17 protein-coding genes are annotated in these 20,510 nt (G+C 63.2%); 1 reads left to right on the forward strand and 16 read right to left on the reverse strand.

What is annotated here, in order from left to right:
* Positions 1 to 419: 419 nt before the first annotated feature.
* The 9 genes from ftsA to ftsW form a co-directional block, all read right to left on the reverse strand.
* Positions 420 to 1,754, reverse strand: a complete 1,335-nt coding sequence (gene ftsA / locus SM766_RS08690) for a cell division protein FtsA (RefSeq protein WP_368947534.1) — start codon at positions 1,752 to 1,754, stop codon at positions 420 to 422.
* A 1-nt stretch (position 1,755) separates the two neighbouring features.
* Positions 1,756 to 2,649, reverse strand: a complete 894-nt coding sequence (locus SM766_RS08695; protein WP_368947535.1) for a cell division protein FtsQ/DivIB — start codon at positions 2,647 to 2,649, stop codon at positions 1,756 to 1,758.
* Complete coding sequence (locus tag SM766_RS08700) at positions 2,637 to 3,557, reverse strand: D-alanine--D-alanine ligase (protein WP_368947536.1); 921 nt, start codon at positions 3,555 to 3,557, stop codon at positions 2,637 to 2,639. Before SM766_RS08700 ends, SM766_RS08695 begins: the two co-directional genes overlap by 13 nt.
* 354 nt (positions 3,558 to 3,911) lie before the next feature.
* Positions 3,912 to 4,850, reverse strand: coding sequence for a UDP-N-acetylmuramate dehydrogenase (gene murB / locus SM766_RS08705; protein WP_368947537.1), 939 nt, complete (start codon positions 4,848 to 4,850; stop codon positions 3,912 to 3,914).
* A gap of 97 nt (positions 4,851 to 4,947) precedes the next feature.
* The gene (locus tag SM766_RS08710; protein ID WP_368947538.1) at positions 4,948 to 5,199 is read right to left on the reverse strand and encodes a DUF2484 family protein; all 252 of its coding nucleotides are present in this window, start codon (positions 5,197 to 5,199) and stop codon (positions 4,948 to 4,950) included.
* A complete protein-coding gene (locus SM766_RS08715) occupies positions 5,196 to 6,395 on the reverse strand; it encodes an APC family permease (protein ID WP_368947539.1) in 1,200 nt (399 codons plus the stop codon). The genes SM766_RS08710 and SM766_RS08715 overlap by 4 nt, the downstream gene beginning before the upstream one ends.
* A 21-nt stretch (positions 6,396 to 6,416) precedes the next feature.
* The gene (gene murC / locus SM766_RS08720) at positions 6,417 to 7,832 is read right to left on the reverse strand and encodes a UDP-N-acetylmuramate--L-alanine ligase (RefSeq protein WP_065273049.1); all 1,416 of its coding nucleotides are present in this window, start codon (positions 7,830 to 7,832) and stop codon (positions 6,417 to 6,419) included.
* A 3-nt stretch (positions 7,833 to 7,835) separates the two neighbouring features.
* Positions 7,836 to 8,927: a UDP-N-acetylglucosamine--N-acetylmuramyl-(pentapeptide) pyrophosphoryl-undecaprenol N-acetylglucosamine transferase gene (locus SM766_RS08725; protein WP_368947540.1), complete on the reverse strand. Its 1,092-nt coding sequence runs from the start codon at positions 8,925 to 8,927 to the stop codon at positions 7,836 to 7,838.
* Between the two features lie 28 nt (positions 8,928 to 8,955).
* Positions 8,956 to 10,125 (reverse strand): putative lipid II flippase FtsW, encoded by a 1,170-nt coding sequence (gene ftsW / locus SM766_RS08730; protein WP_274831772.1) that lies wholly within the window; start codon positions 10,123 to 10,125, stop codon positions 8,956 to 8,958.
* A gap of 168 nt (positions 10,126 to 10,293) precedes the next feature.
* Here ftsW and SM766_RS08735 point away from each other — a divergent pair, with 168 nt between their 5' ends.
* Positions 10,294 to 11,487: a BaiN/RdsA family NAD(P)/FAD-dependent oxidoreductase gene (locus SM766_RS08735; RefSeq protein WP_368947551.1), complete on the forward strand. Its 1,194-nt coding sequence runs from the start codon at positions 10,294 to 10,296 to the stop codon at positions 11,485 to 11,487.
* A gap of 222 nt (positions 11,488 to 11,709) precedes the next feature.
* Here SM766_RS08735 and murD read toward each other — a convergent pair whose 3' ends face one another.
* The 7 genes from murD to rsmH form a co-directional block, all read right to left on the reverse strand.
* Complete coding sequence (gene murD, locus SM766_RS08740) at positions 11,710 to 13,113, reverse strand: UDP-N-acetylmuramoyl-L-alanine--D-glutamate ligase (protein WP_368947541.1); 1,404 nt, start codon at positions 13,111 to 13,113, stop codon at positions 11,710 to 11,712.
* Between the two features lie 230 nt (positions 13,114 to 13,343).
* A complete protein-coding gene (gene mraY, locus SM766_RS08745) occupies positions 13,344 to 14,426 on the reverse strand; it encodes a phospho-N-acetylmuramoyl-pentapeptide-transferase (RefSeq protein WP_065273045.1) in 1,083 nt (360 codons plus the stop codon).
* Positions 14,427 to 14,438: 12 nt separating this feature from the next.
* Entirely contained in the window at positions 14,439 to 15,860 is a 1,422-nt protein-coding gene (locus tag SM766_RS08750) for a UDP-N-acetylmuramoyl-tripeptide--D-alanyl-D-alanine ligase (protein WP_368947542.1), read from the reverse strand.
* A complete protein-coding gene (locus tag SM766_RS08755) occupies positions 15,857 to 17,359 on the reverse strand; it encodes a UDP-N-acetylmuramoyl-L-alanyl-D-glutamate--2,6-diaminopimelate ligase (RefSeq protein ID WP_368947543.1) in 1,503 nt (500 codons plus the stop codon). The genes SM766_RS08750 and SM766_RS08755 overlap by 4 nt, the downstream gene beginning before the upstream one ends.
* 18 nt (positions 17,360 to 17,377) lie before the next feature.
* The gene (locus SM766_RS08760; RefSeq protein ID WP_368947544.1) at positions 17,378 to 19,162 is read right to left on the reverse strand and encodes a peptidoglycan D,D-transpeptidase FtsI family protein; all 1,785 of its coding nucleotides are present in this window, start codon (positions 19,160 to 19,162) and stop codon (positions 17,378 to 17,380) included.
* Complete coding sequence (gene ftsL / locus SM766_RS08765; RefSeq protein ID WP_065273041.1) at positions 19,159 to 19,521, reverse strand: cell division protein FtsL; 363 nt, start codon at positions 19,519 to 19,521, stop codon at positions 19,159 to 19,161. Before ftsL ends, SM766_RS08760 begins: the two co-directional genes overlap by 4 nt.
* Positions 19,518 to 20,510, reverse strand: a complete 993-nt coding sequence (gene rsmH / locus SM766_RS08770; RefSeq protein ID WP_274828925.1) for a 16S rRNA (cytosine(1402)-N(4))-methyltransferase RsmH — start codon at positions 20,508 to 20,510, stop codon at positions 19,518 to 19,520. The genes ftsL and rsmH overlap by 4 nt, the downstream gene beginning before the upstream one ends.

The raw sequence follows: 20,510 nt of genomic DNA on the forward strand, positions 1-20,510 counted from the left end.
GCCTGTGTTGATAGCCCTCCCGCAAGGGCCTTTTCCTGACTTTTCTGCGGAAATTGTACCGCAGCCTCGGAGTCGCGTCATCCCAAAAAGCGTCGGCGGCTACAAAATATGGCCCCTGATCCATGGAAATCTGCGGTATTTCGCCTAAGACGACAGATCTAGCGGTTAAATAGCAGCTCCCCCACAAACACCAGAGAACCCAGACGCCCACAGGCACCGAATTCCTATTCTGAGTTATCGCGGTCTGGCCACTGCCCGGCCTTCAGACTCGTCGCTTAATGCGTCCGTTAACCCGAAACTAACGGTTTCGGGCGGCGCTGTCACGGGGGGCAAGGCCCACAAAGGCGACTTTTTTCAGGCTCAATATCGCCTCGCGTGCGGTGCAGGTCGCCAAAATTCAACCGGGGTGGGCGCAGGCCTTACCAATTGTCTTTGAACCACTTCACCGCGCGGCGCAGAGAGCGGGCCGGATAGCGGTCGACCGGCATTTCGAAATCCCACCATTCGTCCTGCGGATGCGCCGCAAAGAGACTGAGCCCCACGGCCGAGGCAAAACCCGGCCCGGTCGCCGATTGCGGCAGGCCGTGGACGCGAAGTGGACGTCCGAGGCGCACCTGCTGGCCAAGGATACGACTGGCCAGGGCATCAAGCCCCATGATCTGGCTGGAGCCACCGGTCAGCACGATCTGCTGGCTGGGCAGATATTCAAACCCCGCCGCATCCAGACGGACCCGCACTTCTTCCAGGATCTCCTCGACCCGCGGGCGCATGATGCCGATCAGCTCGGCCCGGCTGACGGTGCGCCGGTCGTGCTCCCAGTCGCCGGTATCCCCGCCAATATCGATCATATCTCGGTCGTCGGCGCCGGTGGCATGAACGCCACCGCAAAAGGTCTTGATCCGCTCGGCATTGGCCATCGGAACACCCAGCCCCATAGAAATGTCGCTGGTGATATGATCGCCGCCCATGCGCACCGCATCGGCATAGATCATATGTTTCTTCATGAAGACCGAGATCGAGGTCGACCCGCCGCCCATGTCGATACAGGCCGCGCCGAGTTCCTGCTCATCCTCGACCAGCGCCGCATAGCCCGAGGCATAGGCCGACGAGGCAATACCCGCCAGTTCAAGGTCGCAGCGCTGAATGCAGCGCATCAGGTTCTGCACGGTGGCAGAATCCACCGTCAGCATATGCATGTCCACCGACAGGGTCTGCCCCATCTGACCGCGCGGATCCGACAGACCCGAGCGGTTATCCAGCGCGAAATTCACCGGCTGAGCATGGACCACTTCACGCCCGGCGCCGTAATCCGGCACCTCGCAGGCGGCCAGGACGCGGGCGATCTCGTTCTCCGACACTTCCTGCGCCTGAAGTTCGACCTTTGCATCCAGCCCGTAAGATCGCGGGTTGGCCCCGGCGAAGCAGGCGATCACATGGTCGACACGCACACCTGCCATCTTCTGCGCTGCCTGAACGGCGGTGCGGATGGCTCGCTCAGTTTCCTGCATGGCGGAGATTTCGCCGAACTGCACCCCGCGCGAGCGGGTGGTCGCGGCGCCGACAACCCGAAAGCCGGATTGCCCGGCAAGCGACCCGATCGCACTGTCTTCATTAGGTTGGGCAGAGCCATCAAATCGCAGGACAAGACAGGCAATCTTGGAACTGCCCACATCCAGAATGGCCACGACACCGCGCTGCAATGCCTGCCGCCGCATCTGCCGCATGGCACGCTGCGATTGATAAAGATCCGTCATCTTACAGCCCACCCCCGTTCATTTCCCTGATCCGCCACCAGTTTTCCACTGCATTTTCTGTCATCCGGACCGTCGGCCGCGCCGCGATCCGCATATCCACGGCGGCGACATCACGTTCCAGCAGATCCTTGACCTCGCTGACCACGATCACCCGCTCCAGCGCCTGCACCGGGTTGCCCTCGGGCAGCAGGATCCGCTGACCGCGATCCAGAACCACGTCCCAACGCCGCTCGCCAACCCGTACCAACCCCCGCAACCGGTCGCCAAGCGGGCTGGCTGCCGCCAGAAGCCGCATCGCCTCCTCGGCCTCGCGATTGGCCCCACGCCCGGCAATGAGCGGCAGATCAGGATGCAGCCTCCGCTGTCCCAACTCGGCCACATGCGCGCCGGTTTCATCCAGCAGCGCCAGCCCGTCGCGGCTACGCCAGATCAGCGCCGGTTTACGTTCTTCCACATTGACCTGAAGAATGCCGCCCGGGCGGATCCGCACGCTGGCGGTGCGGACCGGGTCAAGCCCTTCGATCACATCGCGGATCTGGCCCAGATCCAGATCGAAGGAGCTGATCGGAAAATCGAGCGGCACCACCTCTCGGATATCTTCGGAGACGCTGGTCCCTGCCCCGTCGATGGCCATGACGTTGACCATGAATTCAGGACGCTCCTCGATCGAGGCGCGGATCGAATTGATCGTGCCCTGCAAGGCGTCGCGCCGCCCTTCATCCGCCAGAAACGCGGTTCCCGCCGCAGCCAGCAGGCAGATCGGCACCCCGACACGCAGACCGAACCGGATCCCTGGCGTCAGCATCCAGCGCTGCAATCGGTACTTCAGACGGGAAGGCGCCGGATCGGACGCTCCGCTGTGTTCCTTGCTCTTGCGCCGGATCAGCGACCGCATGAGGCGTCCTCCACCATCCATGCGCAAAGCTGGCCAAAGGTGATGCCGAAATGTTCGGCTTGCTCGGGCGCCAGCGAAGTCGGCGTCATGCCGGGCTGAGTGTTGGTTTCCAGGATGATCAGCCCCGCAGCGCCGCGGCTTTCGTCCCAGCGGAAATCGGTGCGGCTCACGCCCCGGCAGCCCAGTGCATCATGGGCGCGTTTGGCGTATTCTAGGCACAGATCGAAAATCTCCTGCGGCAGATCCGCAGGCAGCACATGGCGTGATCCGCCCGGCTGATATTTCGCATCATAATCGTACCAGCCATCGGTCAGAATGTCAGTCACGGTCAGTGCCTTGTCGCCCATCACGGTCGCGGTCAGCTCGCGCCCCGGGGCATAGGTTTCAACCATCACCTGATCGGGCATGTCGTCCGAGAGTTTCGGCGGCGCATTGGCGGCCTCATGCACCAGGTAGATTCCAACGCTGGAGCCTTCATTATTGGGTTTGACCACATAGGGAGGCGCCATCACATGGGACGCCTCGACCTCAGAGCGGGCGCAGATTTCGCTGGCCACCACCGGCAGGCCAACGCTGCGGAACAGGGATTTGCTGCGCTGTTTGTCCATCGCTAGCGCCGAGGCCAGCACACCAGAGTGGGTATAGGGAATACGCATCCATTCCAGAAGGCCCTGCACGCAGCCGTCTTCGCCCCAGCGACCGTGCAGCGCATTGAACACGACGTCAGGTGCCGCAGCCTCAAGCTGCGCACACAGATCCGGACCCGCGTCCAGTTCGATCACCTGATAGCCTTCGCCCCTTAGCGCGGCGGCGCATTCACGCCCGGAGGACAGGGACACCTCACGCTCAGCCGAGGGGCCGCCCATCAATACCGCCACTGTCGGGAGTGTCCTGCTCGACTCACTCACCACAAGTGCCTCAATTCATCGGGCTTAACGCCCCTGTTTCTCGCGTCCGTTATTCGGCCGCGTTCATTATTCTGGGATCACCACCGCATCGGCGACAGAGATCCTTTTGCTTGCATCAGAAGGCAATCATGCCGTGGGGCGCGGCAAATCACGTCCCATAGGTCATCATACTGCCCAAAGAGTTACCGGGACCTTAACGTCCTCTTTACCAACCTTAATGGATGTCTCTTTCTTGCCCGAATTTCACACGCCGTTCCAGCCAAAACAATCATGCCGGAGCGAATGATTGCGAATTCCCCACACTCGCCCAGCGCGGCGTGGATTACGGGTGACACTGACAGGGCTCGCGCCACTTTAGTCCGGCAGGTTTTCGCCGATCCGCATGATTTCCCACTGCAGGGTAATGCCGGAATTCTCCAGCACCTTGCCACGCACCTCTTCTCCCAACGCCTCCAGATCGGCGGCGGTGGCATCGCCGGTATTGATCAGGAAATTCGGGTGTTTCTCGCTCATCTGCGCACCGCCAAGGCGGGCACCGCGTAGACCGGCATCCTCGATCACTTTCCAGGCTTTTAGATCGTGCACATCGCCCGCCTTCCCGGTCGAGGAAAACCCCGCCGGATTGCGAAAGGTGGAGCCGGCCGAACGATCCTTGACAGGTTGCGTTTCATCGCGCTTCTTCAGCTGCTCTTCCATCCGGGCATGAAGTGCCTCCGCCTCACCCCGGGGCGCCTTGAAGGTCGCCGAAACCAAAACCGCGCCTTCGGGGAAAGTGGTCTGGCGATAGGCAAAATTCAGGTCTTCCGGGCCAAGTATCTGCAGCTCCCCGGCCCGCGTCACCACGGTGGCGGTGTGGAACACATCGGCGGTATAAGAGCCATAGCAGCCCGCGTTCATCCGCACCGCGCCGCCGATGGAACCGGGGATGGTGCGCAGGAAAGTCAGATCCAGCCCCGCATCAGCCGCCTTGCGCGCCACATGGGCATCCAGCGCCGCCGCGCCTGCGGTCACGGTGTCGCCGTCGATTTCAATCTGGTTGAAGCCACGCCCCAGCCGGATCACCACCGCGCGGATACCCCCATCCCGCACGATCAGGTTCGAGCCGACCCCCATGGGAAAGACCGTAACATCCCCAGGCAGGGCGCGCAGGAACTCCTGAAGATCATCACGATCAGCAGGCTGAAACAACACATCCGCAGGCCCGCCCACACGCAGCCAGGTCAGCTCCGACAGGCTGCGCCCCTCGGTCAGGCGTCCACGCACGGCAGGAAGGGATTTAGTGATTTCGGTCATGATGTGCCACTCGTTCGGTTTCCTGCAGGGTTTAAGGCAAACCCGAATGGGAAGAAAGTACTGCCAATCCCCCCGCATACCCCCTTAGAACCCGCCATCAGCCGCGCAGGACCACCCGGCGCAGCCAGCGGCCCAGATAGATCACCGGATAGCGCAACACGCTCATCCCTGCGGCCAGCACCGCCAGCCCCCACCATGGACCGTTTTCATAGGTGACATAGCCAAGGATCGGGATGCCGACGGCGATCAGTGCATAGGCGCGGCGCCAGTGATTGTCGCGGCTGGGTATCATGGCAAGGACATTGGCCGTCAGCGCCCAAAGCGCGGCAAGGATCAGGGACAGGCTCACAACATACCTCCCACGGCTGAAATCAGGGCGATGGTGGACAGAACAAGCCCCACAATCGGCACCGCCATCGGCACCTGAAAGGGCGCCCCGGGCGCGTGGCGTTTCTGCAAGATCAGCGCGAGGTTCACCAATACAAAGACCGAGAGCAACACCGAGGAAGTGACCTCGGCCAGCCGATCCACCGAGAAGAACAGGGCCGTCAGGATCACCGCCGCACCCAATACCAGCGTGGCCAGCACTGGCGTTCCGAACCGGGGGTGGGCGTGGTGGAACAGGGCCAGCGCCGGACTGCGTTTGCCCAATCCGAACAGCACCCGCGAGGCCATGACGATCTGCGCCAGGATCCCATTGAGCGCAGCAAAGACCGCGATATAGGACAGGAAATCGGGGTTCGATCCGCGCGCTGTCTGCCAGACCAGTGCCAGCGGGCTGCTGGATTGCGACAGGTCGGCCACCGGGACAGTACGAACCGCAGCCCAGCAGACCAGCGCATAGATGATCGATGTGATGGTCAGCGACAAAAGGATCGCCTTCGGCATGGTGCGGGTCGGCTCCGAGACCTCCTCGGCCATGTTGACGATGTCTTCAAACCCGATGAAGGCAAAGAAGGCCAGAACCGCACCAAGGCCAAGGCCCGCCCAGACGGTAAGGCCCGGCAGGTCCTGCGGCAGGGCCCAATCCGGCGACACATCGCCGGTGCCACCGGCCCAGATCACCAGCGCAAGCCCGGTCAGCTCAATCGCGGTAAAAACCGCCGCCAGCGAAAGGCTTTCCAGAACGCCAATCACGGCCACCGCCACCAGCGCCAACCCCATGGCGATGATCGCAAGGGTTCCATCCACGCCGGTTGCCGCCGTCAGATACCCAGCCCCGCCGCGTAGCACCGCGCCGGCAGAGACGGTTCCGGCCACAACCACGGCCAGCCCCACCAGCAAGGCAAGGGACTGCGAGCCAAACCCCTGCCCGACAAAGGCTGCCTCTCCGGCAGCTTCGGGCACGCGTGAGGAAAACTCCGCATAGCTGAGCGCAGTGGGCGCGGCGATCAGCCCTGCCAAAACAAAGGATAGCGGCGCCCAGATCCCGGCGTCGGCGACAACCGCTCCGACCAGAACGTAGATCCCGGCCCCGACCATGACGCCGACGCCGTAGGCGGTCAGAAGACCAAGGCCAATACGGCGTTTCAGCGGCTCAGCCATGGCAATGTCCTTTCGCGGGGGCTATTGGCTTTTGCTTAGCCGCTCGGGCAGCCCGTTGGCCCAGGCGCTGATGGTACCTGCGCCGAGGCAGACGACCATGTCACCGGGGCGCGCCTGTTCACGCACCAAACGCTCCAGATCGTCCTCGTTCAGCAGCGCGCGGGCGTGGCGATGGCCATGACGGATGAGCCCTGCCACTAGATCGTCGCGGCTGGCGCCCTCAATCGGATCCTCACCGGCGGCAAAGACCTCGGCGATGGCGACCACATCGGCATCGTTGAAGCAGGCGCAGAAATCATCAAACAGGGAAGACAGGCGTGAATAGCGGTGCGGCTGGTGCACGGCGATGACACGAGCATTGCTATCAGCGCCAACCGCCTGACGCGCGGCCTTCAGCACGGCGGCGATTTCCACCGGGTGGTGGCCATAATCGTCGATCACGGTGACACCGTTCACTTCGCCCACCTTGGTGAAACGGCGGTTGACCCCGCCGAATGCCGCCAGCGCAGCGCGGATTTCCTCGCCTTTCATGCCCAGATGGCGCGCCACGGCCACTGCCGACAGGGCGTTGGAGACGTTGTGATCCCCCGGCATCGGCAGCGTGCAGCCTTCGATCTTCTGACCTTCCGCCTGCAATAGGATGTCGAAATGGGCAACGCCTGCCTTGTAGGTCAGGTTCACGGCACGAACATCCGCCTGCGCGTTGAAACCATAGGTGACAACGCGGCGGTCGGTGATCCGCCCCACCAGCGCCTGCACCTCGGGGTGGTCGGTACAGCAGACCGCGACACCATAAAAAGGAATGTTCGAGACGAAGTTGTAAAACCCGTCGCGCAAAGTATCAAAGTCACCCCAATGCTCCATATGCTCGGGGTCGATATTGGTGACGACGGCGATGGTCGCCGGCAAACGGTTGAAGGTGCCGTCGCTTTCGTCCGCCTCGACCACCATCCATTCGCCCTGCCCCATGCGGGCGTTCGATCCATAGGCGTGAATGATGCCGCCGTTGACCACGGTGGGGTCGAAATTCCCGGCCACCATCAACTCGGCCATCATCGTGGTCGTGGTGGTTTTGCCATGGGTGCCGGCAATGGCAATGTTGGATTTCAGCCGCATCAGCTCAGCTAGCATCTCGGCCCGGCGCACGATGGGCAGCCCCCGGCGGCGCGCCTCGTCCAGTTCCGGGTTGCCCGGCTTGATCGCCGAGGAAATCACGACGACTTCGGCGTCTTCCAGATTCTCAGCCCGCTGACCTTCAAAAACCAGCGCACCGAGGCTCTCCAGCCGCTGGGTGATCTTTGACGACTTGAGGTCAGACCCCTGCACCACATAGCCAAGGTTGAGCAGCACCTCGGCGATGCCGGACATGCCGATGCCGCCAATACCGACAAAATGGATCGGGCCAACATCTCCTGGCAATTTGGTTGCGGGCGTCATGGTCTATCCTTCCTCCGCCAGCTGTTCGACCAGCGCCACCAGACGATTGGTGGCATCGGGAACGCCGACACTTAATGCTGCTTGGGCCATCTGGGCGGCCGCGTCGGGGGCGCTCAGAACGGCAGAGATCTGCTCTGACAGCGCCTGAACGTCAAGGGCGCTTTCGGGGATCAACACCGCCCCGCCCGCATCAACCAGCCCACGCGCATTAGCGCTCTGGTGGTCTCCCGCCGCGGCGGCGAATGGGATCAGGATCGACGGGCGGCCAATGACCGAGATATCGGCAACCGACGAGGCCCCGGAGCGCGAGATCACCAGCTGCGCCTCGCTCATCCGTGCGGGCACATCATGAAAAAATGGCTGAACATCGGCTGCAATGCCATGCTCGGCGTAGAAGGCGCTGACGCGTTCGCCATCCTCATCGCGCGCCTGATGGGCCACGCGCAGATGGCGACGGATCCCTTCGGGCAGGGCTGCAATCGCGCCGGGCACCACATCGGACAGGATGCGCGCGCCTTGGCTGCCGCCCATCACCAGCACCGACATCGGATAATCGCCCGGTGGAATATAGGCCGCGCCCGCGCGCTCCAGCACGGCGCGGCGCACCGGGTTCCCAACATGCACGCCTTTGGCACCCTCAGGCAATTCGGTCGGCCATACGCCGCAGGCCACCTGCGCCACGCGTTTGGCAAACAACTGGTTCACCCGGCCCAGAATACCGTTCTGTTCATGGATCATCCGGGGCAGACCCAGCAGCGCCGCCGCGCCCAGCGCCGGGATCGACGGATAGCCGCCAAAGCCCACCACCGCGTCGGGGCGGTCACGCCGCATCTGCAGGGCCATGCTGGCAATGCCCCCGGCGATCTTCGGTCCTACCAGCGCCTTGGCCAATAGTCCGCCGCGGGCAAAGGTGGCCGAGGACACCTCGGTGATTTCCACCGTATGAGGAAAGCCGCCGGTATAGCGGGCGCCGCGCGCATCGGTCGACAGTTTCACCCGCCAGCCCTTGCGCAGCATCTCTTCGGCCAAGGCCTGCGCCGGGAACATATGCCCCCCGGTGCCGCCTGCCGCCATCAATAGCAGTTTCTGTGTCATAAACCCGCGTCGTTTCGTACCTGATGCGTCAGCCGCGACCGCGGCCACGCAGATAATCTGCAATCTCACCCTGCGGGCGCGAACGGGTAAAGGCCAGCAGCATTCCCATGGCAATGCCCGTCGCGATCAGCGAAGAGCCGCCATAGCTGACGAATGGCAGGGTCATGCCCTTGGCCGGCAAGAGCCGCACCGCAACCCCCATGTTGATCATGGCCTGCACCCCGAACATGCAGACCAAGCCTGTCCCCGCGAGCCGCACGAATGTATCGCGCTCGCGCATCAGACGGAACAGCGAGCGCACAACCACTGTGGCGTAAAGCCCGATCAGCACCGTGACCAGAACCAGCCCGTATTCCTCGGCAGCAACCGCGACGATGAAATCGGTATGGGCATCGGGCAGCGACCATTTCACCTGCCCCTCCCCGACTCCAACGCCGAACAGCCCGCCTTCGCGGATAGCATTGGTGGCATAGCCAAGCTGGGTAGTGGGATCGATATCCGGGTTCAGAAAGCCGTCGATGCGGCGGGCAAAGTGTTCGGAACTGGAATAGGCCATCACACCGCCCATGACCACAACCGCCGCCATGCCAACCAAAAGCAGCATCGGCGCACCGGCCACAAAATACATCACGCCCCAGCCGAACAACGTCAGCGAGGCCTGACCAAAATCGGGCTGCATCACCAGCATCAGCACGACGCTCATGCACAGGCCAAAGGAAATCAGCGTGCCCGGCGGGCCGTTGATCTGCTGGCTCGAGGCAATCATCCAGGCCGCAACCACGACAAAACCGGGCTTCAGGAACTCGGACGGCTGCAGCGATGCAAAGCCCAGCGAATACCAGCGTACCGCGCCTTTGCCGAAATCGGTCCCGAAAATAGGCAGCAGCGCCAGCGCCACAAAGGCGAGAGCAAAGCCGATGATCGCAAGCCGCCGCACCAGCGTCGGCGACATCATCGAGGTCAGCACCATGGCGACCAGAGCCGCCCCGCCAAACACCGCTTGTCGCTGCACATAGTGGAAATTGCCGAACCCGTTGCGCTCGGCCAGCGGCACTGAGGCTGCAAGCCCCAGAAGCAGCCCCAGCACGAACAACATCAGGACGCAGGACATCGTCCATTTGTCCAAGGTTCGCCACCATTTGGGAAGAATAGGTTCACCTGATTGTACAGGAACCGCACCATAGACCATCTCAGTCATGGAAACACCGCCGCTCTTTGCCTCGTGATACGCCCCGTTTTTCGGGGTCTGTAATGGAACAGTAACGCGAAACCCGTGATCAGACCAGTGTCTTGATCCCGGCGCGGCAGGATTTTGCGCCCGGGACAGCTCCCTTGCGCGAGAGGTCATTCCATGGTCGATGCCCTTATGCAGGTAAACACCGTGATTCTTGGCGCCGGCGCAGCAGGCATGATGTGCGCAGCCCATACCGGCGGCAGCACGCTGGTGGTCGACCACGCCAAGGCGCCGGGCGAAAAGATCCGCATTTCCGGTGGCGGGCGCTGCAACTTCACCAACCTTTACGCCGATCCGAGCAACTACCTCTCTGGCAACCCTCATTTCTGCAAATCCGCGATGGCGCGCTATACGCAATGGGATTTCATCTCACTCGTGGACCGCCACGGTATCGCCTGGCACGAGAAAACCCTCGGGCAGCTTTTTTGCGACGGCTCAGCGAAACAGATCGTCTCGATGCTGACATCAGAGATGGCAAAGGCCGGGGCCGAATTGTGGCTGCAGACCTCCGTAGGCCCCGTTGAACAGCGCGATGATGGCTTTGCCCTGACACTGACCAAAGACGGCAAGGATCACCACGTCACCTGCCGCAATCTGGTTCTGGCGACGGGCGGCAAATCCATCCCCAAGATGGGCGCCACCGGCTTGGCCTATGACATCGCCCGCCAGTTCGCCCTGACAGTGACCGCGACCCGCCCCGGCCTTGTCCCCTTCACCTTCCCCGAAGGACGCTTTTCCGCCCTGGCCGGTGTATCCCTGCCCGCGCGCCTTTCCAACGCGCGCGCCAGTTTCGACGAGGCGCTGCTCTTCACGCACCGCGGCCTCTCCGGCCCCGCAGTACTGCAGCTCTCCTCCTACTGGCACGAAGGAGAGGAGATCACAGTCACCCTCGCTCCCGAAACCGATATTTTCGCGGCGCTGCGCAGCCAGCGGCAGATCGCGGGCAAGCGCGCGATTGCCACCGAACTGGCGCGCCACCTGCCTGCCCGTTTGGTGGATTATCTGAAAGAGGCGCTCACCCCGGCCTACGACCTGACGGCCCGCCTCGCCGATCAATCCGACGCCGCCTTGCAAGCCCTCTGCGATCAACTCAACCAATGGCAGCTGACACCCGGTGGCACCGAAGGCTACCGCACCGCCGAAGTCACCCTGGGCGGCATCGACACCGATGCGCTCTCCTCAAAAACCATGCAGGCCCAATCCCGCCCCGGTCTCTACGCGATTGGCGAAGCGGTGGATGTGACCGGCTGGCTTGGCGGCTACAACTTCCAGTGGGCCTGGGCCTCGGGCCATGCCGCAGGCACGGCCATCGCCGCCACCCGCTGATCGCCACCATTGATCGCGCGCCCGGATTTCCGCTTCGGAGCCACCCTCGCCTGTGACCCGGCAGTCAAATCCGTCGCAGGGGCGCCAGTCAAATTGCCGAGGGGCCCCGCCAGCGGCGGGGAGACGGCCATTTTGCTTGCGCCGCAAAGGCGGGTTTGGCAGGGCAGAAGCAGGACGAGGGTGGAACCGAAACGGATTTCCGCTTGGGTGAGCCCGAAGCCCTTAACCGTTTTCCAATCTGCGCGTGACCTCGGCGATGAAATCCTCACCGCGCTGCTCGAAGTTGTCATATTGATCGAAACTGGCCGCTGACGGCGCGAGCAAAACCGTGTCGCCCGGCTCAGCCTCTGCCATCGCCTGCGCCACTGCCTCACCCATGGTGGTGCAGACCACAGCGTCCACATCCAACTGCATGGCAAAGGTCGCCGCCTCGCGGCCGATCACATAGGCCCGACGCACCGAACCTGTGTGACCTTTCAGGGCCTCCAGCCCGCCATCCTTTTCCAGTCCGCCGCAGATCCAGCGGATATTGCCAAAGGCGCTCAGCGCCTTCACTGCGCTGTCCACATTGGTGGCCTTGCTGTCGTTGACGTAGCGCACCCCGCCCGCCTCAGCGATGGTCTGGCTGCGGTGCGGCAATCCGGGATAACTCTCCAGCCCGCCTTCGATCATCCGCGGCGCCAGCCCTAGCGCCCGCGCGGCGGCATAGGCGGCGCAGGCGTTCTGATGGTTATGCGCCCCCGGCAAGCCCTGCATCGCACGCAGATCGATCGAGGCCACCTGCCGCCCCTTGCGGTATTCGCTCAAAAACCCTTTGCGGGCAAAGACCTGCCAACCCGGCCCTGTCAGTTTCTGCGCTGCCGAGATGCGGATCACACGGTCATCACTGGCGGCCTCGGACAGTTGTCCGGCCAGAAACAGCCCTTCATCCTCATCGATACCGACAATGGCGCGATCCGGGCCGCCTTCTGCGAACAGGCGCCGCTTGGCCGCGAAATAGCCGCCCATGCCGCCATGCCGGTCCAGATGATCCGGGCTGAGGTTGGTGAAGACCGCCACATCCGGGGTCAGCGCCCGCGCCAGTTCGGTCTGATAGCTGGACAGCTCCAGCACGATCACGCCGCCATTGCCCGGCGGATCGATATCCAGAACCCCGCGGCCGATATTGCCCGCCATCTGGCTGTCGCGCCCCGCCTGCTCAAGAATATGCTGCAGCAGCGCCACGGTGGTGGATTTGCCGTTCGATCCGGTGATGGCCACCACCTTGGGCGGCTGATCGAGCTTGTCCCATTCTCCCGTCGCGACCGAGCGGAAGAACAGCCCGATATCATTGTCCACTGGCACCCCGGCCATCAGGGCCGCGCGCACAACCGGGTTGGGCTTTGGGTAGAGATGAGGAATACCCGGGGACACGATCAGGCTGGCGATCCCGTCAAAGGCACCAGCCCGGCTCAGATCGGCGCAGGAGACCCCCTCCGCCTCGGCCCGCTCCCGCGCCTCCGGGTTGTCATCCCAGCAGATCGCCTCGGCGCCGCCAGCCCTGAGGGCCCGCGCCGTAGCAAGGCCGGAGCGCCCCAATCCAAGAACGGCGACCCGCGCCCCTTCAAACCCTCTGACCGGGATCATGCCCACCCTCATCCTTTGATCAAATTTCGGCGCAGAGTGCACCGCCATCACGGCCTTTGCAAGCCGCCGCAAACCACCCCCGTGCGCGCATTTTGCGCGCGCCACTCCCCCCCGTGACAGGCGGGCCTACCCGTCGAAGGGGGCGGGCGTTTTCCGCATGCCAAGCGTAAGACCGCCGCACAAAAAAGGAGGCCGCAGCCTCCTTTTTCGACCTTATGACGTGCAAGTGCTCAGCGCACTTTCAGCGTTGCCAGACCAATCATCGCCAGGATCAGCGAGATAATCCAGAATCGGATCACGATGGTCGGCTCCGCCCAGCCCTTTTTCTCATAGTGATGGTGAATCGGCGCCATCAGGAACACCCGGCGGCCGGTGCGTTTGAAATAGAGCACCTGAATGATCACACTCAGCGCCTCGACCACAAAAAGCCCGCCAACAATGGCCAGCACCAGCTCGTGCTTGGTGGCCACCGCGATAGCGCCCAGCGCACCGCCCAAGGCCAACGAGCCGGTATCCCCCATGAACACCGCTGCGGGCGGCGCATTGTACCACAGGAACCCCAGTCCGGCGCCGAACAGTGCCATGGTGAAGATAAAGATCTCGCCGGTGTCCTTGACGTAGTGAACGTCCAGATACTGGGAGAAGTCGGCCCTCCCCACGACATAGGCGATCACCCCCAGCGTCAGACCGGCGATCATCGCCGGCACAATCGCCAGACCATCCAGACCATCGGTCAGGTTCACCGCATTGGCCGAGCCGACGATAACGCAGACGGTAAAGGGAATGTAGAACAGGCCCAGATTGATCAGCGTATCCTTGAACACTGGCATCGCCAGCTGGTTCTGCAGCTCTGCCCCGTGATAGGCCGAGGCCCAGACCGCCGCGACCACTGCGATCAGAATGCCAAGCCCCAGCCGCAGCTTGCCCGGCACCCCGGCAGTGTTCTGCTTGGACACCTTGGCGTAGTCATCGGCAAAGCCAATCAACGCAAAGGCCAGCGTCACAAAAAGCACCAGCCAGACAAAGGGATTGTCCCACCGCGCCCAGAGCAGCGTCGAGGTCAACAAGGCGCCGACGATCAGCAAACCTCCCATGGTCGGGGTCCCGGCCTTGGAGAAATGCCCTTCGGGTCCGTCATCGCGGATCGGCTGCCCCTTGCCCTGCCGCTTGCGCAGCACATCGATCAGCGGCCTGCCGAACAGGAAGCCAAAGACCAGCGCCGTCATGAAGGCCCCTCCGGCCCGGAAGGTGATGTAGCGGAAGAGGTTGAAAAAATCACCGCCATCCGACAGCGCCGTCAGCCAATAAAGCATATCAGCCAGTCCTCACTTGGTAGAATTTGCATCAGAGTTCCGGCTGCCATGACCCAAATCGCGGATGCCGTCAACGATGGAGGCGAGCTTCATGCTGAGCGAGCCTTTGACCAGAACCACGTCGCCATCCCCAATCTGCCCCGGAAGATCAGCCTTTGCTGCCGCGCTGTCTGCGTGCCAGCCGCCACGTTTTTCATCCGGCAAGGCCTCTGCCAGATGCTGCATCAGCGGCCCGACGCAATGGATCTGATCGATTTGTGCGATGGCAGGATGGCGGGCAAGATCCGCATGCAGTGCGACCTCCTCCGGTCCCAGCTCTTTCATATCGCCAAGATAGGCAATCCTACGTCCGCCCTCTGCCACCGGGGTGGCCGCCAGCACGTCCAGCGCCGCCTTCACCGAGGTTGGATTGGCATTGTAACTGTCATCCAGCAGCAGGACCTGCCCCTGTGACAGCTCCACCATTTCGCGCGCGCCGCGCCCGGTCACCGGCGACCACAGTGCCAGACTGCGAATGGCCTCTGCCAGATCAACGCCCAGCGCATTGACGCAAAGCAGCGCCCCTAGCGCATTCATTGCAAAATGCGCGCCCAGCGACTGGATATGCAACTCGGCCGGGGTACCTAGGATCTTGACCCTGGCCACGGTTTCCTCGCCTGTGACCTGCGTTGCGATCAGCCGCGCATCGGGTGCGCTTGCACCAAACCATTGCGCCGAAACGTCCAGCTGTTCCGCCCGTTGCCGCAGGACCGGGGCCTCGTCGATATCAGCGTTGAGCACGGCGATACCGCCCGGCTCCAGCCCATCCAAAATGGCTGCCTTTTCACGAGCGATTCCGGCGACATTATCAAAGGCCTCCAGATGCACGGCGGCCACCGTGGTGATCATCGCCACATGCGGGCGGGCCTGCCGGGCCAGGGGCTCGATTTCACCCGGGTGGTTCATGCCGATCTCGATGACGGCGAATTCCGTATCCCGTGGCATCCGCGCCAGCGTCAGCGGCACGCCCCAATGGTTGTTATAGCTGGCGACGGCGGCATGGGTGCGGCCCTGATCCGACAGGATCCGCGCCAGCATTTCCTTGGTCGAGGTTTTACCGACCGAGCCGGTCACTGCCACCACGCGCGCATTGGTGCGCGCACGTCCGGCACGGCCCAGCGCCTCCAGCCCCTTTTGCACATCCTCGACCAGCAGCAGCGACGCGTCCTCGGGCAGGCCTTCGGGAATGCGCGAGACCAGCGCCGCGCCTGCGCCTGCCTTCAAGGCCTGCGCAACAAAATCATGGCCATCCCGCGCGGCCTTCAGCGCCACGAAGAGATCACCCGGCTGCAGGGTGCGGGTATCGATTGAGACGCCATTGATCTGCCAATCGCCGCGCGCCTCACCGCCGGTTGCAGCGGCGGCCTCGGCTGCGGTCCACAGCGGCGCGCTCATACGGTTTTCCCATCGAGCACGGCCACTGCCATGCTCGCCTGTTCCACATCATCAAAGGGCAGCACATCACTGCCGACGACCTGTCCGGTTTCGTGTCCCTTGCCGCAGATGAGCAGCGCATCGCCCGGCTCGAGCATTGCAACACCGCGCAGGATCGCCTCGGCGCGGTCGCCGACTTCTATCGCCTCTGGTGCGCCGCCTTTGACAGCGGCCCGGATCACGGCGGGATCTTCGCTGCGCGGGTTGTCATCTGTGACGATCACCACATCAGCATTGTCATGCGCTGCCTGCCCCATCAGAGGGCGCTTACCCGCGTCCCGGTCACCGCCGGCGCCGACGATGGCAACGAGACGGCCCAAAACATGCGGGCGCAGCGCCTTGATCGCAGTGGCCACAGCATCCGGCGTATGGGCAAAATCCACAAAAACAGAGGCGCCGTTTTCCCGGGTCGCCGCCAACTGCATCCGCCCACGCACCGTCGTCAGCTCGTGCAGCGTTTCAAAAACGCGTTCGGGCTCTTCGCCGCTGGCGATCACCAGCCCACAGGCCATCAGCACGTTTTCCGCCTGAAAGCCGCCAATGAGGTTCAACCGGGCCATGAAAGGTCTGTCGTGCCACGAGAACCTTATGTCCTGCCCGGTGCCGTCATAGCGCTGCCCCACCAGCGAAAGATCGCCAAGGCCGCGCCCCACGGTAATCACCTCTTGTCCGCGTCCCGCCGCGATGGCGCGCATTTCGGCGCCCCGGGCATCGTCCATATTGATCACCGCGACGCCCTCGTCCGGCAGCACCCGGCGAAAGAGACCCGCTTTGGCTGCGAAATACTCTTCGAAGGTGTGGTGATAATCCAGATGATCCTGGGTGAAATTGGTAAAACCCGCTGCCGCCAGCTGCACCCCGTCAAGGCGCCGCTGATCCAGCCCGTGCGAAGACGCCTCCATCGCGGCATGTGTGACACCCGCCTTTGCCGCTGCCGCAAGGGCGCGGTGCAGAGTGATAGGCTCGGGCGTGGTGTGGGCCAGAGGGTAGCTCCAGGCGCCTTCGACGCCGGTGGTGCCAAGATTCACGGCCTCATGGCCCAGCGCCATCCAGATCTGCCGCACAAAGGTCGCAACCGACGTTTTACCATTGGTGCCAGTCACCGCAACCATGGTCTGTGGCTGGGCGCCGAACCACAGGGCGGCGGTATAGGCCAGCACCTGCCGCGGATCCTCGACAACGATCAGCGCCGCGTGGCTTTCGGACAGGGGGCGGGCTGCAATCTCGGCCCCGGCGGCATCGGTCAGGATTGCCGCTGCGCCCTGTTGCAGGGCAGCGGGAATGAAATTAGCGCCATGCACCTGACTGCCGGGCAGCGCCGCAAAAAGCGCGCCTTCGCCCACCCGGCGACTGTCGACCACCAGATCGGAAATCATCGGGTCCGCGCCGCCGCGGGCGGTCAGCCCCAGTTGGCTGAGGGGACGTGGGTCCGGTCTGTCTTGCGGGGTATTGCGGCTCATGAGGCGCCCTCACCTGAGTCAGTTAGAGGTGAGGGTTATATCAGCCACCTCGGTGGGTTCAACTTGCGGTCTCAGGCCCAGCAGAGGCGCGACCCGCTTGATCATCTCGGCGGCCACCGGCACAGCGGTCCAGCCTGCCGTGCGGCGCTCCTCGTCATAGGCGAAGACCGAGGGTTCATCCAACGTCACGACCAGCACGTATTTGGGATCCTGCGCCGGAAAGATCGAGGCGAAGGTGGCGATTACCTTGTCCTCGTAATAGCCGCCGCGCGGGCGTGGCTTGTCCGCAGTCCCGGTCTTGCCGCCCACCTGGTAGCCGGGCACCCGGGCAAAACTGGCAGTACCTTCGGTCACCACGCGGCGTAGCATGGTGCGGGCCGCCTTCGCTGCTTCTTCAGAAAGCACACGCTCACCGTGCTGAGCGCCCCGCTGTTTCAGAACCGTCGGGCTGACGTGATAGCCGCCATTGGCAATGGCGGCATAACCTGCCGCCAGATGCATCGGCGTGGTCGAAATTCCGTGACCATAGGAAATGGTCATCGCCGAAAGCTCGGACCAGTTCTTCGGGGTCAATGGCGTGCCGCCGCTGGCCTCGACAATCTCGAATGGTGTTGGCTCCAGCATGCCCAGCTCACCGAGGAAGCTTCTCTGCCGCTCGGCGCCAATCTGCTGCGCCAGCCGTGCGGTGCCGATATTCGAGGATTTCTCGATGATCTCGGTCACCGACAACTCGTTGCCGTAGTTGTGGAAATCCCGGATCGCGAATTTGCCCCAGCGCAACGGCCCACGGGTGTCGATCACGGTCTCCGGTGTCACCAATCCCAGATCCATCGCCTGCGCTGCCGCGAAAATCTTGAAGGTCGAGCCAAGTTCATAAACGCCCTGCACCGCGCGGTTGAACAGCGGGCTAACCGACGGGTCGAACCCCGAGGTGGGTGGACGCGGACGTTCGTTGGGATCGAAATCCGGCAGCGACACCACAGAAATCACCTCGCCGGTGTGCACATCCATCAGGATCGAGGTGGCGCCCTTGGCGTTCATCAGCTTCATGCCGCCATCCAGCACCCGCTCGGCAGCGGCCTGAATAGTCAAATCCAACGAGAGTTGCAGCGGCTTGTCGCCGTTGCCGGGGTCGCGCAGGTAATCGTCGAACTGTTTTTCCACCCCGGCGACACCGATCACCTCGGCCGCCGAAACGCCTTCCTTGCCGAAACCGGCGCCGCCCAGAACATGGGCTGCGACGCTGCCATTGGGGTAAAGCCGCATCTCGCGCGGGCCGAACAAGAGGCCGGGATCGCCGATATCATGCACCGCCTGTTTCTGCTCGGGACTGATTTTCTTCTTGATCCACAGGAACTTGCGCTTTCCGGTGAAATCCGCGACCAGATCTTCGCGGTCCAGGTCTGGGAATATTTCGGCCAGGCGCGTAGCGGCGCCCTCCGGGTCGATCATCTGCGGCGGCTGCGCATAAAGAGAGTGCGTCTCGAAATTGGTCGCCAGAATACGGCCCTGCCGGTCGACGATATCGGCGCGCTGCGCAGCGATGGCGCTGCCCGCGGCGCTGGCTACCGGCTCGCTCGGCTCAGAGGTGGCCAGGACCCCCATCCGGCCGATCACCGCAGTATAGGCACATAGGAAAAACACCCCAAGCACCAGAAGGCGCCCCTCGGCACGCTGGCGCGATTTCGCCTGCATTTCTTCATGCCGCAGGCGGATGTTTTCTTCTTCGATCACATCCGGGTTCTGCCCGGTAGCGCGGGCGTTCAGAATACGAGCCAGAGGGCGCAGAGGCGTGCGGATCATGGCTGCTCTCCTGTACCGCGATCCCGGTTCAACCCGGAAACATCGACACCGTTTGCAATGCTAAAGTCCTGCTCAAGCGGGTACGACACCTCGTCCACGCGACCGAACTGATCGGGGCGCAGCGGCAGAAGGCCCAGCCGGTCAAAATTCAGCTCAGCAAGACCGATCAGACGGTCGGGGCGGTTGAGATAGGCCCATTCCGCGCGCAGAACGCCCAGCCGCACCTGTGCGGCGCCGATCTCGCGTTGCAGATTGCGGGTTTCCTTCAGGACCTGCTGCGTGGCGTAGTTTTCACGATAGGCCCAGAAGGCCAGACCAAAAACCGCCAGAGCGGTGACAGCGTACAAAAGCGTCTTCATTTCCGCGCCTCCTTTAGCTGTGGCATGCCCAGATCGCGGGCCGAGATCGGTGCAGGTGCCGCATCGGTTCGCCGCCCCACGCGCAGGCGGGCCGAGCGGGAGCGCGGGTTTTCCGCCAATTCCTGATCATCCGGACCGACCGCCTTGCGGGTGACAATTTCGAACTGCGCGGGCTGTTCTTCGATTTCGGGGGCATAACGGTTGGCACGCCCGGTCTTGCCTGCACGGTGCTGGAAAAACCGCTTCACCATGCGGTCCTCGACCGAATGGAAGGTCACCACCGCCAGAAGGCCTCCGGGTTTTAGCGCCCGCTCAGCTGCCAGCAGACCTTCGAACAGCTCGTCATATTCCGCGTTCACCGCAATGCGCAGCGCCTGAAAGCTGCGCGTCGCCGGGTGCGATTGCCCGGGTTTGGCGCGCGGCAGGCAGGATTCCACCAGGCTGGCCAGTTGCAACGTTGTGGTGATCGGCTCAACTTCGCGCGCCTTGACGATGGCGCGGGCGATCCGGCGACTGGCGCGTTCTTCGCCATAGTAGAACAGGATGTCGGCCAGCTCGGCTTCGCTCAGTTCGGCAACCAGATCGGCGGCCGAGGGGCCTTCCTGCGACATGCGCATATCCAGTGGGCCGTCCTTCATAAAGGAAAAGCCGCGTTCGGCGAGATCGAGCTGCATCGAAGAGACGCCAAGGTCCAGCACCACGCCATCCAGATCCTGCGCGTATTCATCCATACGGGAAAACACGCCCTGCTGCTGCACCAGCCGGTCGCCATACTCCCCCGCCCAAGACTTGGCCATTTCAAAGGCCAGCGGGTCGCGATCCACCGCGATCACCTGATCAGCACCTGCCTCCAGCAGAGCGCGGGTATAGCCCCCTGCCCCAAATGTGCCATCAAGCCAACGCCCGGTCACCGGCGCAACTGCCTTCAACAGCGGGCGCAGCAAGACGGGGATATGAGGACCAGATGCGGATGTGTGCTCGGTCGTCAT

The sequence above is a fragment of the Pseudophaeobacter sp. A-200-2 genome (assembly GCF_041008815.1).
GTDB classification, from domain to species: domain Bacteria; phylum Pseudomonadota; class Alphaproteobacteria; order Rhodobacterales; family Rhodobacteraceae; genus Phycobacter; species Phycobacter gallaeciensis_A.